The following is a 17,680-nucleotide window of genomic DNA, read 5'->3' as shown; positions in this document are numbered from 1 at the left end:
ATCACTGTCTCCTTTTGCCGTTACTAAATCTGCAGCTCGTGATTGCAATTGTGTCGTGACTCTATCTACTAAATGGGTTCTTGCACTTCCTTCTTCAATTGGATGTGTGTAGAGCATTGTTGCTTTATCTGGAAATAGTTTTTTTGATCGCTCAAAAGCTACTTTTGCATAACCTTCTGGTTGATAATTTATTTCTGATGTATTTGCTTTTTGGGTTTCGGCGCTGCTTGATTCGTAGCCTAAATATTCCAATCCAAGTGGTTTGGTTCTCATTTCTATGTTGAAACTATGAAGCGAACGACCATATTCTAAGGTAAAGTTTTTTGAGATTGGTTGTCCGAAAACTAATTCTTCACCATTATAATAGAACCATTGGCCTTTCTTTTGCGCTAATCTGGCAATAAATCCGAAATCGCTTTCTCTGTATTGAACAGTATAAGGCATCGAGCTGTCATTGTTAATTTTAACAGTTGGTTGCAGTTCTTTCTGACTATAGTTTGAGGTGATTTTCTTAACAACATCGGATAACGATTGGTCTGTGTAAGAAACTGTTTTTGGAGTTCCTTCCATTACGATGGTTGGACTGTAGCCATTTATTATTATTCCACCTGCAGCTCCAGAAGTCCGTATCATTTGGGCTTCTGTAATTATTCCGTTAAAAATGAACGGTGAAGTAGTGGATAGGCTTGTTGGTGTAATTTCTATTTTGATGGGTTCTCCAATATAGCTTTGAGCTTTATCGATAGCTTGACTCACAAATTCTTTTGGCAAAGGTTGAAGTACTGAAAACGTATGGTGCGTATGCACTTTTTGTTGAATAACTAACTTGGAAAATCGCGTAAGTGTTTCTCCTCCAATAGTAATGCTGATTTTTGTACTGATTGCCATAAGAAATATTTTTATTTACTTTTTAAAACATATGTAGTAAATTTAGTAAAAATATTCTTTTGAAAGTAGATTTTAATGCGTTTTTATTTAGACGCTAATATTAAACTTAGAGTTTTTGGAATGGCTGTGGGATTTCGATAATACAGATTTTTTAGTATTCAATTTAGTAAGTACGTAATTGTAAAGTTAAAATGCTAATAAAGTTTTATAGAAAATGTTTTTCATACTTGCAGTAATTAGATTTACTTGCGATTGTGAAAGTATAAAATAATTTTAACTATATAAAAAAAACATAGTGAATATTCTTATATATTTTTTAATTCTATGAAACAAGAATCTGCTTTATTTTAAAAATTAATTACATTTTTTTAATATAATTGGATTCACATCGTTATTCTCTTTTAAAAAAACAAAATTTTCATAAAAAACTCTTTTTTTAGTTTTCATATCATATAAACCTTTCCAAAATATTGAAATAGTATTATCATCTAATATTACAATTTTTGCAATGCTTTCTTCTTTTGAAATCTCTTCATCTTTAATATTGCCAATCTCTTCGTAAAAATTGTTTTGAGATTCTGTACTTAAAAAATGTAAATCATACTCGTTTTCTTTACCCATAACTTTTTTAAGTTGGGTGTTAATATATATTGAATTATCTGAATTTAAAAACAAGTAAATATTGTTCGCTGCTATTTCAAAAGTTAATAATTCACTGTCACAGTTTAATTTCCATGAGCCTGAATAATCGATTTTTTTATTTAAAATATCTTGGTCATTATTTTTAGTCAACAATAATGATGCTTTATTTAAATTTAAACTTATCTCTTCATAAGAAGGACCTAAATTTATATTTAATAAATTTTCTTTTTCTGAAAGGTTAAAAATGTATTTTAATTCAATATCCTTATCATCAAATTTAGAGTTAAGTTCTTTAAAACCAACAAACTTTATACTATCGTTTTTTATTTCGTAAACATAAAATTTATGACCAAACTCTAAAAATGAATCCAATATTAGAATCATTTTATTATCATTTTCAAATAAAAAACTCTCAATACCTAAATCAGAAATTTGCTCGTTTATAACATGAATGAAATTTTGATTTTTGTATTTAAAATTAATTAACGACTTTCCTTCTTCATTTTTAAAATTTAAAGAAATTTCTTTTTGAATGTTTTCACAAGTTAAGGTATTGTAGTCATCTCCTTTACAATTTAGGGATACTCTCTTGTACTGGTTTTCTATAATTGGATTACTTGAAATATTAATATTTTCTTTACAAGAAAAGAATAAAATCAGCAGAATAAAGACACAAAATATTTCTTTTTTTAATACTTGCATTGCGTTAAATTGTTAATTATTTCTTCTAACTAATAAGTGTTAAAATTGTAAATAAACAACCTTCTTCATTAATAATTATTTTTTTGGATTATTTTGAATTAAATTTATGATAAAGTCTTCAGAGACATCCTCAAATTTAATATTTCCAAAGTCTTTATTTGTCCAGATTTTTGTTGGAATATCTTTATCTGGATTACTTCTATCTGCATATTCCTGTCCGTATTTATGCAGTTCAATATGATTTGTCTTTTCATCAATTTTAAAAGTAGTGTAAGAAGTAACAAATAGAAAATCTTTACAAAATATTTGTTGAATTGTGAAATAATTATCTTTTGTTACAATTCCTATAAATCCATCAGCAGGACAATTATCATTGTATTTAAAGATGATTTTATTATTTTCATTTAATTTTATAAAATCCTTACCTGATTTTTCTAGAATCACTATTGGGTTAGAATTGTGCTGAACATTATCTATTTCTTTTAAATTCTTTTTTTCCAATACATTAACTTCATATTCTTTAGAATTAATACTTAATAATTCGCTTTTTAAATTATAATAATCTGCAAATAAAGTATTAGGAATTATTTTATTAGGGGTTAATTCTGAAGGTGTAAATCCACGGTCATATACTATTAAGATTTCTTTTTTACCATTATTAGTTAATTTTAAAGTTATTTTATAATAATCGATTTCAGTTAATAATTGGTCTAAAGATTTAAAATCAGATTGTTGTTTTTTGAAAAATTCGTTTGCATTATTGTAATCTGAATTTCCAATCATATCAGTATTTTTGATTATATCTTCATTATATCTATAATTGATTAAATAACTTTTTTCAAGAACTTTACTAAATTCAAATTTATTACTAACCTGTTTTTTTAATTCATTTGAATTAGGTATCGTAAAATGTCTATTTATAACTTTTATATTTATAAGTGTATCTCTTTTAAAACCTAGCATATATTTTTTCTTTTCTTCACCATAAAAGATTGCGTCATATTCAAACAGTATTTCAACATTTGAAAACTCTTCTCCAATAATTTCAACATGTTTATTATCTAATAAATCACTTTCTAAAAATGCAGGGGTAATAGTTAGTTTATTTTTTTGTTTTTTTATGTCATAATCAATATTAACATTAGTAGAATCGTAAATAGATTTAACGTCATTTATTATTAAAGTTGTTTTATCTATTTCTAAAACAAGACAATTAGAAATATGATTTAAATTATTAATTTGTTCTTTTTTGTGTTTACAACTTAAAAAACATATTATCACTGAAATAATTAGTACTCTCATATTTTGGTTACATTTATTGATTCTATTTCTTCTATATTAATATTTGACAAACCAAAATGTCCATGATCTTTATGATTTGAGACATTAGTAACTCCAGAAATCGTCTCACCTAAAACTGTTGAAGCATTAGTGCAATAATTTTTTTTGAAACCATATTTGATTGCAATTTTAAAAACTGTATTATTTTTTACTTTATCAAAAGTTGGACTGTCATTATTACCATGAAAACTTATAAAAAGTCTTTTCTTGTTTATCTAAAAAATAAAAAGTTTGTTTGTTTTCATTTTTCTTGTGATTAATGAGCTATTTATTCTCTTCCATAATACCGTAATCAAATAATGAATCTTTAACTATTTCTATTATTTGATTATCATAACCGCAATCGATAATGACAAAATCATTATTTTGCTTAACAATTTCGTACCAAATTCCTTCATAATCTTTTGAATTATCTTTGGAGTTGCAAGAATATAATAGAAATAGAATACCGGTTAATAATATTATTCTTTACATTTTTACTAATTATTTTTTTCATTGAATTCTTTTAAAACTACCGTTGTCATTAATTTTAAATACAAAGCTAATTTTTTCTTTAGGTCTCATACCATTATCATCATAAACATTAATTGTTAAATCTGATTTTACTTCAAAATTATAGGCATGGAAGAAATCAATTTCTTCATTTTCCATTACAGATACAACTTCATTTCCTTTTAAATTTACTAAAAATAAATCTCCATAACTTTCTTCTTCATGTTCAGTTATTACAACGATAGTACTTATATCTTTTATATTAGTTTTTAAATTATAATAATATAAAAGATTTTTATATGGTATTTTAGCCTTTAAATTTTCTTGCAACTCTTTATCATTATCAAAATAAAATAAAGGATATTCGTTAGTACATAAATCTTTATACCTCTTTCTGCTATCTGTTTGACATAAAGAATGTGCTCTACCAGTATAAAATGGTAATTCACAATATTTTTTATCCCATATTTTATTCTTATCGACTTTTTTATAACAAATCATATAACCTTCGTAATTTTTTAAAAACAAAAAGTCATTACTGATTATTGCAGAACCTCCTTCATTAAAATAATCGCTAAAGGGAGATTCCATATATTTTTCAGGGTCAAGCCAAATGTAAGAAAGCGGTTTGTTTTTAATGTCAATATCAAAGCCATATTTAAAAGATTTGATAGCCTGTTCATATTCATAGTCCTTTCTAAAATATTTAGAAGCTTCATTTTTAGTTTTTATTTCATAGCTTGATATATCATTATTAAGCCACAAACTATCTTTCGAAGTGAAAATTTTAATCTTCCTAAATATATTTAAAACTTCTTCTTCTGTTATAGTAGGATTATCATATTCATCATTACTGAAATAGTAACATCTGTATAGTTGCCATTCGTCATTTTGTTTATTTTGTTCTTCTAATTTTACTTTAGAATCTTTATATATGTTTTCTTCATTATTAACTTGTTCCTTTCTATTATTTCCTTTACATGATAGAAAAAGTAATGATGTAATTAAAAAAAAATATAAAGAAATTAAATTTCTATTATTAATGTTTAGTGTCATAAATATTGTTTTTAAATAATTTATCTTCTGCTTTTCTTCTAAGTACTAATCCTGCTGTACCTTTATTAGTTATATCAAGTATTTCATTTGTAGCCGTATCATATCTTTATTCAATATTTTTTTATAAAATTTAGGTGCTTTACCCTTTTTTAAAAAATCCTTTCCTGTATTAAACAATAAGCTTACCATTGCATCAAATTCATGTTGATATAAAGGAACAGTAATATCTCTTTGTACAGCTTTTTCAAATTCAGGAATTCGCTTTTCAAATAGTTTCGTAGCTTCATCCTCGGTCAATCCGTTTTTAAATTTATCTGTTAAATTCAAATTCTCACATTTTTCAGTATCAATTAGATGACCATAACCAATTGTACAATAACCCTCAGAATCATTGTAAGGGATGTGTTTCCCATTTTTAATTTTTTTGCCCTCCCATTCTTTTATAAAATTTTGCCCTTTTTCTGATAATTTTAGAGTTTTTGGATCAATCCTGTTTGTAATCGAAGAATTAGGTAACTTTTCAGAATTATTTCCATTTGAATAGCAAGCACATGTGTTTTTGAAACCAAGTTCATTAGCTAAAAGTACAATGCTTTTGAATTTAGAACTCCATCATCAGAGATAATAGGCTTTAATGACACCTTCATGTCTATATCAATACCTGTAACAGCTTACCAAATTTATATTTTTAATGTTGTACCTACTTTTATACCTGTTGAGTTGGTATAAAACCAGCTCACATCGACATAATCAAAAAGTCAGTGAATTTTATATTTTATTTAATTCTTTCGTAAACTCTTTGTGGTGTTTTCATTAAGTCATTGTTATGAGAATTCATGAGTGAAATATATTTTTGACAAGATACCTTTTGCATCTTTTTTTTCTTGATTACCCCATTGAGCATCTGCTAAATTTAACCGTTCTACTTGTCTCTGAAGTTCAGCTTTCACTCTTTCTTTTAATAAATATATTCATTCTTTGTAAGCTCCTGATTGTTCTAAATAAAATACAACATCGTTTAATTGATTTTTTCAATAGTGCCATCAGTTTTTATTTGATACTTTTCAATAATTTTTTTTTGAATTTTACCAAATCTAATTTCAAAAATATTTATTGTTAGATCTGAATTTAAAATATAGGATTTAATAGTTGCATCAGCTCCATCTGGTATATCAGCATCTGGAGATATACCAATAATCTGTTTTCCAAGTATGGTGTTATTCTTTATATTTATAAGTATAGTTTGACGAAGATAATCTTGATTCCCATTACCACGAATATTAAAAATATAGGTTTCAAAAGGTAATTCATCATTGTCGATACAAAATATAGTTTCCGGATTGTTTTTGCTAATCTTTTCATTGATTAATTTAGATAATGATTGCATCTCTTTACTTGAGTAAAATGGATATTTATCATCACATTTTGAATCATCAATCAAATAGCACTCGTCTAAATATTTCTGATAATCAAAAGGAAGCTTTATAGATAATTTCTTGTTTGAAAGAACCTTCGAGCTTTTTTTAAAAGTTACTATGTAATCTGAATATTGAAGAAATAAATAATCATTAATTAATATAGTAACTCCTCCTTCAAGAAAATAGTCTTTAAATGGATGTTTTTGGGCATCTTCATAACTTATTTCTACATAATCTACTTGGTTTTTTATTTCAATCTTATAATTTTTATATAAAAAGTCAACATAGTAATCGTAAACATATCCTCTACCAAAAAACTTTTTAGTATCTGATTTATCTAATGAATATGGAGCTGAAATATTGTTAATAAATATATTTTTATCATTCATTTTCACTTTTATAGCGTTTAGTCTTGAAACTATAGAATCTACCGGTTTATTATTAGAAAATTGCTTTACACTAACTAAATCAAATTCTATTTCATCTCTATTTGAATCCGATGCATCTACCTGGTAATTTTCGTTTCTATTACTTAAAGAACTGTCAATAATTTCTGTTGAAAAAACTGTATCTATCTTATTTTCATTTATATTATTATGTTCTGAATTTTTACAACTTAAGAACAAAAACAAAAGGCTAATTAAAATTTTATTCACCATAATTAATTTAATGTGTTGAATCATAAATATTGTTTTTAAAAGTATTAATTTCTGCTTTTCTTCTTTTCACTAATCCGGTAGTACCGCCATTAGTAACGTCCGCCATTTCATCAGCTCCAGCTGAGTATTCGTTATTATTTATATTTTTCTTTATCTTAGTTTCACCTCCTTTGGCACCTCCAGTATTTAAGAAGTTTGGCCCTGTATTAAAAACTAAACTTACTAAAGCATCATATTTATATTGATACAAAGTAGCAGTTATATCTCTTTTTACTGCATTTTCAAATTCAACTAATCTTGCATCAAATAATTTAGTAGCTTTTTCCTTTGTTATACCATTTTTAAATTCAGTCGGAATTATAATATCTTCACACTTTTTCTTTTTTATTAAATGTCCATATCCTATTGTGCAATAACCTTCTGAATCATTATAGGCATCAGCTCTAAAATCTTCCCAATCTTTTATAAATTGCTTACCTTTTTCTGATAATTTTAATGTTTTAGGATCAACACGGTCTGTTGTATTTGTTGACTGGCTATTAGTTTGACTGCTAAAACCTGCAAAACAAGCACATGTTTTATCGAAACCTAACTCTTTTGCAATTGCAACAATACTTTTACCATTTAAACTAGTTTTATTTTTACAAAAATATTTATCATCAAGATAAATACTATCAAATTCCCTAACATCAAAATGTATCCAGCTATAGGTATAATTTTTATCGATTTTTCCATTTGCTTTATAAATAAGATCAATTGGTTCTAAACAAAAATTATTTTTTCCATTAATCCAACTTGTTTTAGCATTAAAATATTTATGAAAAATATCATCTCTTATCTTTCCTAATTCAGCTATATTTCTTTTCTCAGCACCTCTAATTTCCCATGAATCTTTATTAAACTGAATATCAAGAGCTTTACCTTGATGATTTGTTGTCGTAAAGTTTTTAAAACGACATCTATATCCTGAACTAATTTCTCTAAATTTATAAGTTTCATTTTTTGATAAGTAAAAAAGTAATGTCTTAAATCCGAACAATAAAGACCTGTGAATTCCAGGATATTCATACTTGTGATTTTTTTCTTCATTTCCTGTTTTATATGTTCCTTTTCCAGTATTGTCGCCAAAGCCTGCACAACTATTAAGTTCTTTAATTTCTCTAAGTGTACTAGTTACTTTTTGTCCTTTTGTTCCACAACTACATTTTATTTGACTCCACTGAGTTGTCGATAGATCAAATTTTAACGAAAAATCATCAATAGCTTTCAGCACATTACCGCAAATTTTACCAGTTTCAGGCACTTTCATGTAATCGCGTTGAAACTGTTTAATCATTTTTTCAGTTCTGTCTGTAAAAACATCTGTTGGTACATTGCCTCCAAAACCTGCTAAACGTATGCTAACTTCTCTTATCAATTCACTTGTATCATCTTTTTTAATACAATATTTTTCTCCACAACTACTGCCTTGAAGTGCCTGCGTCCCCACCACAACAGCGGCTTTATTTTCTACCATTTTTACTGCTGTTGGAGAAAATTGTAGAGTAGTTAATGCTTTATCTACAGCAGCATTTGCAGAGTAAAGTACTTTGTATTTTTCATCTTTTACTTGTATATAAACTACTCTAACTTGTTTGATTTTTGGTACTTTTTTCCAATCTATTTTGGCTTTTAGTACTCCGTCTTCAGATAAGGTAATGTTTTCTAGTTTTGCTAAAAATTCAGGCTTTTCACCTGTTAGTTTTTGATAAACAGCTATAAATAACTTTTTATATCCTTTAATACCTGTTGTATTTGCATAAAACCAACTTACATCGTCATAATCTACTAAAGTATGTTTTTTTGAACCGTTTTCTTCTCCAATTATGGCGTTTGAAAATGACATTACATCTTCAACTATTAATCCGTCTCCAGGAAATCCTTTTCCTTGGTTTAATAAAGTTAATTTTGGAGCAAAAACTTTAACGTAAAGTTTGCCTAAAGTGCCCGTTTTATTTTTAACATTTTTATCCAATTTTAATGAAATTGGTTTGCCATCATAAATTTTTATGCTTTTATTAGCAACACCATCATCAAAAAAAGTATCATCATCCCAAACTTCAATGTTTATTTCTTCGCCAATAAGGTATTCTGTTTTTAGATAAATGTTAACGGTTTGTCCCCAACTAGCTTTTTCTATTTTTATGCCGTTATTATCTATAATAGGCATTTATTTTTTTTCTTCAACTACAGTACATGGTTTTAAACTTTATTTGATAGTAATAATAATACAAAGTGTTATATCTATACACTTTTGTAATTATATATTTATTTTTTATCTATTTTCATTTTTATAATACCATTATTTGTTGGAGACGTTATAATACTGTATACATAAAAATCTTTATAATCTTTAGTTATAGTTAACAAAGGAGATAATGAATTATTACCACCTACTATAACTTTTTTTGTATAAAATTCAATAGAATCTTTATTCATTGTTGCATAAATTACACCTAAATATTCTTGAAAATTATCATTTTCACTATATCTTTTACCTTTCACATCTGTAAGCCAAGATTTAAAAACACAACTGTCAGGTTTTATTAATATTAATTCTGATATTGATGTGGATTCTTTTCCCCAACCATCTATCATATCCATTTGGCTTAATATATACCTGCCTTTCCACCTTTCAAACAAGGATTTACTAATAAATTCATCATTATCATTTTCTATGCTTACGTCTATTTCTTCATTACTGTTTTTTGATAGACTATCTATAGAATCACTTTTTAATTCTATGTTTGAAATAAGATTATCATTTTCTTTATTTCCTGTTTTTTTATCCTTTTCCCCATTAATACAAGAAATTGATAATATCAAAATTAATAAAAATGTTATTTTTAAGATTCTATTCATCGTTATTATTTTTTATATACTTTTTATTCGCAAATTTTCAATAGGATTGGTTCATTTTGGGTTTTTGTGGTAAAGGGATTTTTAATCATTTCTCTTTTCTTTGTTTTGTTATTGTAAAAGCCTTGCCAATTAAAGAGAATAGTATTATTATCTTCTAAAGTAAATGTACTTATGATTTCTGATGTTGAAATATTTTCCCAATCTAAAGATTGATTACCTCTAGTTATACCTGTTAAACCCTTGTAAATTAATTCATAAATACTATTTTCTTTATACATAATTTCTAATTGTACTCTTGCTAATCCTTCTTCTGTATAAAAATCTAAATAGCACGAAGAAGCATCTAATACTAGTAGTGTAGCTGTTTCCTCAATACACTTTGTTTTATATGATGAGTCTTGTATTAGTTCATTTGCAAAATCATCATCTATTAATGAATTATCACAGTTTGATATTGGTTCATTTATTAAAGGTATTTGTTTTATATGTATTTCATCAATAAATAAAATATCATTTATTTTCCAATACACATTCTTGTCATCAACTTCTTTTATAGTAATATCTTCTTTAATGTTTGTATTTGTATTATATCCTTTATATAAAATATATTTTTCATTTATTATATTTAAGTTTTTAATTACATCAATTTCTTGACCCCAATTATGTAATACTGAATCTTTATAAAAAAAATATTTTTCAACTTCGGCACCACAAGGCTTATAAATAATTTTACCAGAATCAGTTTCAGTTACTTTATAAAACGTATGCCCTTCAATTTTAGACTTTTCAAATATAGTTTGGTTATTTTCTGAATTACTTTTTTCTTTACAAGAAAAGAAGAGAATCAGCAGAATAAAGACACAAAATATTTCTTTTTTTAATACTCGCATTATTTTAATTATTAATTATTTTTTCTTACTTCTGTTATTGTATAGTTATGTGTTCCACCGTTACTTTTTCCTTTAATCAAAAGATTGTCTTCAATAAACATTTTATTTGATATATTAGTTCCAGCACTTTTTGTTTTAGAACCAACATCAAAAAAATTATAAAATCTTTTTCCATTTTCACATCCAGAACCGACGAGAACAAAAAAATGATCTGTTGCTTTATGTACATTATAACTTGTTTCTCTTAAATTGTCATCTAGACCAACTACTATTGGATTACCTTTAGCTAATTGAGAGTCTATGTAATCAATACCAACTTGAGCATTTTTTGGTGTTATAGTTTTTCCATTTTGATTAGCAATTATTATACAATTGGTTCTTGCCCCTCCGCTAATTCCATAGTTTTTAAGAATTTTCACACTTGCTGCCCAACATTCACTTGGTTGTTGATGTATCCAATGCTCTGGTTTAGAATTGTTATAGTGTTTTTTACCGCATGAGCAATCACTCTTTTCATCTTCACTACAACAATTATATCCAAATTCTTTTAAAAATCCTTTTTTAAGATGTAGATTACTTTTTCCTTCAAGCTCTTCTTTTAAATATTCATCATATTTTTTTAATGCAAGCCCCATTGTTTGAGTTGGCTGACCATATCTACCTGGTGGCAAACTTGCCCATTCATAACTACCATACTTATCGAGTGCATCTTTTATTTGGTTCTTAAATATTAAATCCATAATCCCAGATCTTTTATGCTTCAAAATTATGACACATAATTTATCTTGAGATTCCGCAGTGAAATCTGGAATATTATATTTTTTAATGTAATCATGATACTCTTCATAAACACCCGCTTTCTTATTATTATCAGTTAATTTTTGTCCACCTAACCACCACCACGTATATCTCATAATTTGATATGCTCCTGCTGCAGAAGAAGAATATTTACCTGCTGTTATAACATTTTCAGGATGTTTACTCATATTTGTAAATTGTTTACCACTATATTGAGTAGTGTATCCTTTTTCATTTTCAGTACCCTCTCCGATTCGAAGCATTCTCATAAACGCCCTAACTCTTGCCTCACATTCACATACTTTGTTTTTATCTTTTTTCACCTCAACAGCCTGCGTACCAACAACCACAGCGGCTTTATTCTCAACCATCTTTACTGCGGTTGGAGAAAATTGTAGAGTAGTAATGGCTTTATCTGCATCTGAAATTGCATTATATAGCACTTTGCCTTCTTCGTCCTTTATTATTACAAAAACATTTCTTAATTTTTTAATCTTAGGGATTTTATTCCATGGGATTTTTGCTTTAAGCACACCATCCTCATCTATTGTCTGGGTTAAATGTAAAATATGAATAGGATTATCATCCTCATCATTTTGATAAATTCCAACTGATAGTTTTGTTCCTACTTTTATACCTGTTGTATTGGCATAGAACCAACTCACATCGTCTAAATCAAAAAGTCAGTGAATTTTATATTTTATTTAATTCTTTCGTAAACTCTTTTCGGAATTTTATTAATATCATTTTTGTTGATTTTCAATAAATCTAAATATTTTTCATATGACTTTTTTGCATTTTCTTCATCCTCAAAGCCCCATTGAGAATCGCCAAGACTTAAATATAGAGAAGCTTTTTCGGGAGAAAATTTTACAATTTCTAATAATATTATTCTAGCTTCATTATATTTTTCATTTTCAATAAAGTAATTAGCTGTTTCATTATAAATTGTAATATTTTCATTACTTATTGGGTTACTCATAAACATATCGGATATTATATATACATCTGAATTATTTAAGAAATTTTTATCTTTTAATTTATTTATTGATAAATTTTCTTTATCAACTTTTAAATTTAAGTTTTCAAAAACATCATTAAAATTAAAATTTTTTAAAGATATTTTAAATTGTTCATTCTTATTAACTGCCCCATTAAAATAATAAGTCAATGAATTAGAAGTCCAATCATTAATATCATCATAAAAATCAATATCAATTGAATTATTTCCACTAATAAATGTTAATGGAATAAAATTACCTTTTATATGCCTAATTTTAATAATCACATCATCATAACAATTATTTAAAAGAATTAAATCATTGTTGTCTTTTATAGATAAACAATTGGTATTTTGTATTAAAACTGTTTTATTCCCATTTTCAAAAACAAAAGTGTCATTTATTTTATCTCCAACATCTTCGTCTGTTAAACAGTCTATACTACTACCTTTAATGTGTTTGACTTTATCTATACCTGTTTTTTTTATAAAATATTTTTCAAATATTTTTTGTTTATCGTTAATAAGTTCACATTTTATTATCTCCATACTTTCATTAACCCATGAAAACTTATAAAAAGTCTTTTCTTGTTTATCTAAAAAATAAAAAGTTTGTTTGTTTTCATTTTTCTTGTGATTAATGAGAGATTTATTCTCTTCCATAATACCGTAATCAAATAATGAATCTTTAACTATTTCTATTATTTGATTATCATAACCGCAATCGATAATGACAAAATCCTTATTTTGCTTAACAATTTCGTGCCAAATTCCTTCATAATCTTTTGAATTAACTTTGGAGTTGCAAGAATATAATAGAAATAGAATACCTATTAATAATATTCGTAAAATAGGTAACCGAATTATTCTCATTTCTTATTCAAAATATAAGTTTGCTTTTTTCCCTCATTCATAATAATATCAATATATGATGAAGTCCATTTATAATTTTTTCTTAAAAAAACCTTCATTTGTAATTGAAAAATATTCAATTTTTTTTCCTCCATTATTTGTTAATGTTGTAATCATAATGTTAAAATCTTTAGAAAGCTCAAAAGAAGTAATTTCTTTATTTAAATAATTTTCTGGCTCAAACCATTCACCTTCAACATATAAATTTGAAATAATTTTATTATTACTAACAGATAAAAGATAAAACCTATATTGAAAATCTGCACAATCTTGGGGCACAAGTATTAAACTTATTTGTTCCTTAGAGGCTAATGGAAAGTATCTAACTAAATTATCTCCACATGAAAAATCCTCAAGTCCTTTTATCAAATTTACATTTATAACTTTATATTCTACGGTGTTTATATCAATTTTTTTATTATACGGTAAAATAATATTTGACTTTTGAAGAGGATTTTCAATTATAGATATATCTACTGAATTAGAATTTTTTACAAGTAAAAAGCAATTATATCCATTATCATAAAAAAACAAGTGATTATCAATAATAAAAATATCACCAAACGGAAATTGACAGCCTTTATTTGAAATATCTCCATCAGCATTAATAATTGCTACAATCTTATCGCTAACATTTAATTTATATTGACTTAAAAGTTTTTCTTTAATTTCTATACTATTTTTTTTGCTTTTAAAATACTTTTCAAAGGTCAGTAGTTCTGTAACAATCTCATCTTTGCAAATTATTTTATTAGCCTTCATGACTTTTATAGAATCTCTATTTAAATAAATTTCTAATTCTTCATATTCAGTATTATTTAAATCAGAAGAAGGATACCAAGTTGTGTAATTTGATTTTAAATTTTCATCAATACTATCAATGTTTTTTTCAATTGAATTTTTAATATATTCATGTGTTTTAGTATCTTTATCATTTTTACAGCTAATAAAAAAAAATGTAATTAATAAAATCCAAAAAAAGTTATTGTGTTGAGTCATAATTCCCATTTATAAATATTTCATAATTTTGTTCTCTTCTCTTTTTATTTTCAATATCAAATTACTTTAATTAATTTTTCATAAAAGAACGTTTTTCTGTAATGATAATTCACTTTGCCATTTCTCTTTACAGGAGAATAAAAAGCAGTAGATAGATTAAAAAGAAATTATTCATATTGTAAACTTTCTTCAAATACAAAATTTAATAAACTTACTTTTTTTGAAAAATCTTTTTGTGTAATCTTTTTTTCATTTTTATTTTGATTTCCAACCCTAGTTTTTAAAAAGATTATTTTTTCTAATTCTAAATCATTTTTGAAAAAATAGTCTCTTGAATAAATTTCATTGCTTTGATTTAAGTATGTACTATGAAAATGAAAAAGACCCTCTTTATAATAAATATCTAAATCACTTTCTGCATTTCCAGAACTACAAAATGATGGCAGAATTTCAATACTGTATTTAACCAACTCAAATTTATTATTATTTAAACCTTTCAGAATTAGTAATGGACGCTCACCTTTTGCGTTTGGAGAACAATCAAATGAGTCTTCATAATCAAATGCTATTATTTTATCAAGAATAGCATCATTGTTAAAATCAAAATCGAAGTCTTTACGGATTTTAAATTTAGACAAGCCATATTCGTTTATATAAGTATCTAAAGTATTACTATTATCTATTCCTTTTGTATCTAAGTGATACTTATCTTTAATCAACTCATTTAAAAGACTTATCTTCCCTGTTTTTTCATCTATTTTAAATTTATTCCATTTTTTTATAAAAACACCTTCATCATCAATAAAAAAATCTAAAATCCATAATTCAAATTTTTTATTTAAATAGTATTTTTTTTCTAAAACGACTTCTTCCAAATAGATTTTATGATAAATTGTTAAAGTATCAACTAGATTATTGTTATTAAATGTTATTATTTTTAAAGCTGTGTTTTTTGGTCCATTTTCATATACAACTTTCTCTTCTTTATTTATTTCAATTCTCAAGTTATTATTGTTATAAACAATACTATCTTTTTTAAATTTTAATTGATAATTAAATGTAAGCTTGTTTAGTTCGCAATTAGGGTTGGTTTCTTTATCACATGAACTTTCAATACTATTTACAAAATTTTCATCAGAAATAAGCTTATCTCCTAAAGTATTAAATTCTTTATTTTGACTTTTACAAGATATAAATAATATTAAAATAATATAAATTATTTTTTTCATAAAATTATTCGTTTATAGTTATTACAAATGTTTCATCAAAAGATGAATGAAGATGTGAATCATGAAGTGATCCGCCATCAGTTGCGTTTTTGAAATGCTTTTTATTAGCTCCTCTTAAATGTTTATTAAAACTAAATTTTACCATAGCATCAATAAATTTTTGCTCATCTTTATCATTTAAATAAATTGAGTCAATACTTTTTCCATTGGAATGGTCATAACTTGGAAATGCAGAACCTTCTTTAAAACAACTACCTGAAGTTTGAATAGAAAATCCATTTTCTGCAAGAGCTCCAATAAATGCAGCTAGATGACCAGGACTAGTATATCTTCTTTGAGTTGAAGTAAATGTATAGTTAATGATAGTATTATTTTTATTAATATTTAATGAATCTGGCATTCTTACTAATTCAATATCTTCAGATTCTGCTATATACAATCTCCAAATCATTCCTTTACTTGGATGACTTCCGTATTCTGCAATGTCTCCATTTGCAAATGTAATTCGTCTGTCAATACTACCACTTAAATTATTTTCATCACTAACTAATGAGCTATGGGTTGGTTTAGAGTTCTTCAAATGACCAACACTTTTCTTTTTTGTAGTATTCCACTCCACAGCACAAATATCAATTTCTTGATTATCCTTATTATGATAAATATATTTATATTTATTTTTAAATTCTTCTTTAATATTCTTAGGTATATGTTTTTCGATTTTACCTTGATTAGCATCATTCCAATAAATTCTGTAAGTAACAATATCTTTTGCATTAAAACTTACTGGAGTACAACTATCAACTTTAAATGTCTTAACTGCATTTTTAAAATATGTTTTTGTGTTTGGATTATTTCTGTCATAATAATTAATGATAGTTCTAACATTAGGCACTTCGCTTTCATTTTTAGCATTTTTAGCTTTAAGAAAAACACTTTTTCCTTCCCAAAATGCAATACTACTTAGGACAGCATATTTTGTTTCAGCAACTTTATCATAGTTAACTTCAAAATCAATGTATTCATTTGGAAAAACATTTTTTAAATATGTGCTTGCATCTTTATAATTTTTTCTGCCAGTTAATTGAATCAAACCTTTTCCTCTATAGTTCCATCCATCATCTCCACCTAGATTTCCATTTTTACTACCATATACATTGTTTAGAAGTTGCTTTTGAGCTCTCTCTGATGATATACTTTCTAGTGTATTATTTTCCAACATCAACTTATGTTTTGAAGGCCACATTGTTTTTATATTATCTTTAGAATAATAGGGTGGTGAATTGCCTTCAGTTAATTTTAATTCTAGTAATCCTGTTTCGGTTGCAATCTCACTTAAAAAATGTGCTTTTAAAAGACAAGTATTTATGTGTAATTCATCTTTTTTACCTTTTCTCTCTTCTATATACTGATTAATAAACTTTAAAATTGTTTTCCTGTATGTCTGATCATTTTTATTTCCAACTACCTCATTTAAATTATCAATAGTTATTTCTTTCTCACAATTTTGACATTTATGTTCTTCTTTCTTACTCAAAGCCTGCGTCCCCACCACAACAGCGGCTTTATTTTCAACCATTTTTACTGCAGTTGGAGAAAATTGTAGAGTAGTTAATGCTTTATCTACAGCAGCATTTGCAGAGTAAAGTACTGCATATTTTTCATCTTTTACTTGTATATAAACTACTCTAACTTGTTTGATTTTTGGTACTTTTTTCCAATCTATCTTGGCTTTTAACACTCCATCTTCAGATAA

General features: G+C 25.9%; 13 protein-coding genes and 1 pseudogene. All 14 read right to left on the bottom strand.

Going from position 1 to position 17,680, the window contains the following annotated elements; all coding sequences use genetic code 11:
* Positions 1 to 888: contractile injection system protein, VgrG/Pvc8 family (locus G507_RS0116140; RefSeq protein ID WP_026718465.1), on the bottom strand; the 888-nt coding region annotated here is incomplete at its 3' end.
* Between the two features lie 354 nt (positions 889 to 1,242).
* The gene (locus G507_RS0116135; RefSeq protein WP_026718464.1) at positions 1,243 to 2,232 is read right to left on the bottom strand and encodes a hypothetical protein; all 990 of its coding nucleotides are present in this window, start codon (positions 2,230 to 2,232) and stop codon (positions 1,243 to 1,245) included.
* Between the two features lie 75 nt (positions 2,233 to 2,307).
* Complete coding sequence (locus G507_RS0116130; RefSeq protein WP_026718463.1) at positions 2,308 to 3,534, bottom strand: hypothetical protein; 1,227 nt, start codon at positions 3,532 to 3,534, stop codon at positions 2,308 to 2,310.
* 531 nt (positions 3,535 to 4,065) lie between these two features.
* Positions 4,066 to 5,121: a hypothetical protein gene (locus G507_RS0116125; RefSeq protein WP_026718462.1), complete on the bottom strand. Its 1,056-nt coding sequence runs from the start codon at positions 5,119 to 5,121 to the stop codon at positions 4,066 to 4,068.
* A gap of 69 nt (positions 5,122 to 5,190) precedes the next feature.
* Positions 5,191 to 5,523: a lysozyme gene (locus tag G507_RS17920; protein ID WP_425402151.1), complete on the bottom strand. Its 333-nt coding sequence runs from the start codon at positions 5,521 to 5,523 to the stop codon at positions 5,191 to 5,193.
* A gap of 616 nt (positions 5,524 to 6,139) precedes the next feature.
* Positions 6,140 to 7,222: a hypothetical protein gene (locus G507_RS0116110; protein ID WP_026718461.1), complete on the bottom strand. Its 1,083-nt coding sequence runs from the start codon at positions 7,220 to 7,222 to the stop codon at positions 6,140 to 6,142.
* The gene (locus tag G507_RS17440) at positions 7,206 to 9,407 is read right to left on the bottom strand and encodes a glycoside hydrolase family protein (RefSeq protein ID WP_026718460.1); all 2,202 of its coding nucleotides are present in this window, start codon (positions 9,405 to 9,407) and stop codon (positions 7,206 to 7,208) included. The genes G507_RS0116110 and G507_RS17440 overlap by 17 nt, the downstream gene beginning before the upstream one ends.
* Before the next feature lie 98 nt (positions 9,408 to 9,505).
* On the bottom strand, positions 9,506 to 10,099 hold the full coding sequence (locus G507_RS0116100; RefSeq protein WP_026718459.1) for a hypothetical protein: 594 nt from the start codon (positions 10,097 to 10,099) through the stop codon (positions 9,506 to 9,508).
* Between the two features lie 23 nt (positions 10,100 to 10,122).
* Complete coding sequence (locus G507_RS0116095) at positions 10,123 to 10,989, bottom strand: hypothetical protein (protein ID WP_026718458.1); 867 nt, start codon at positions 10,987 to 10,989, stop codon at positions 10,123 to 10,125.
* Positions 10,990 to 11,000: 11 nt separating this feature from the next.
* Entirely contained in the window at positions 11,001 to 12,452 is a 1,452-nt protein-coding gene (locus tag G507_RS0116090) for a glycoside hydrolase family 24 protein (RefSeq protein WP_026718457.1), read from the bottom strand.
* 35 nt (positions 12,453 to 12,487) lie between these two features.
* Positions 12,488 to 13,660, bottom strand: coding sequence for a tetratricopeptide repeat protein (locus tag G507_RS0116085; protein ID WP_026718456.1), 1,173 nt, complete (start codon positions 13,658 to 13,660; stop codon positions 12,488 to 12,490).
* 69 nt (positions 13,661 to 13,729) lie between these two features.
* Entirely contained in the window at positions 13,730 to 14,698 is a 969-nt protein-coding gene (locus G507_RS17435) for a hypothetical protein (protein ID WP_157496655.1), read from the bottom strand.
* A gap of 167 nt (positions 14,699 to 14,865) precedes the next feature.
* Entirely contained in the window at positions 14,866 to 15,927 is a 1,062-nt protein-coding gene (locus G507_RS0116070; protein ID WP_026718455.1) for a hypothetical protein, read from the bottom strand.
* 4 nt (positions 15,928 to 15,931) lie between these two features.
* Positions 15,932 to 17,680, bottom strand: a pseudogene (locus G507_RS0116065) (hypothetical protein); the annotation flags it as partial.

This window comes from Flavobacterium gelidilacus DSM 15343 (assembly GCF_000422685.1).
Lineage (GTDB): Bacteria > Bacteroidota > Bacteroidia > Flavobacteriales > Flavobacteriaceae > Flavobacterium > Flavobacterium gelidilacus.
This window is presented reverse-complemented; position numbering and strand designations above follow the sequence as displayed.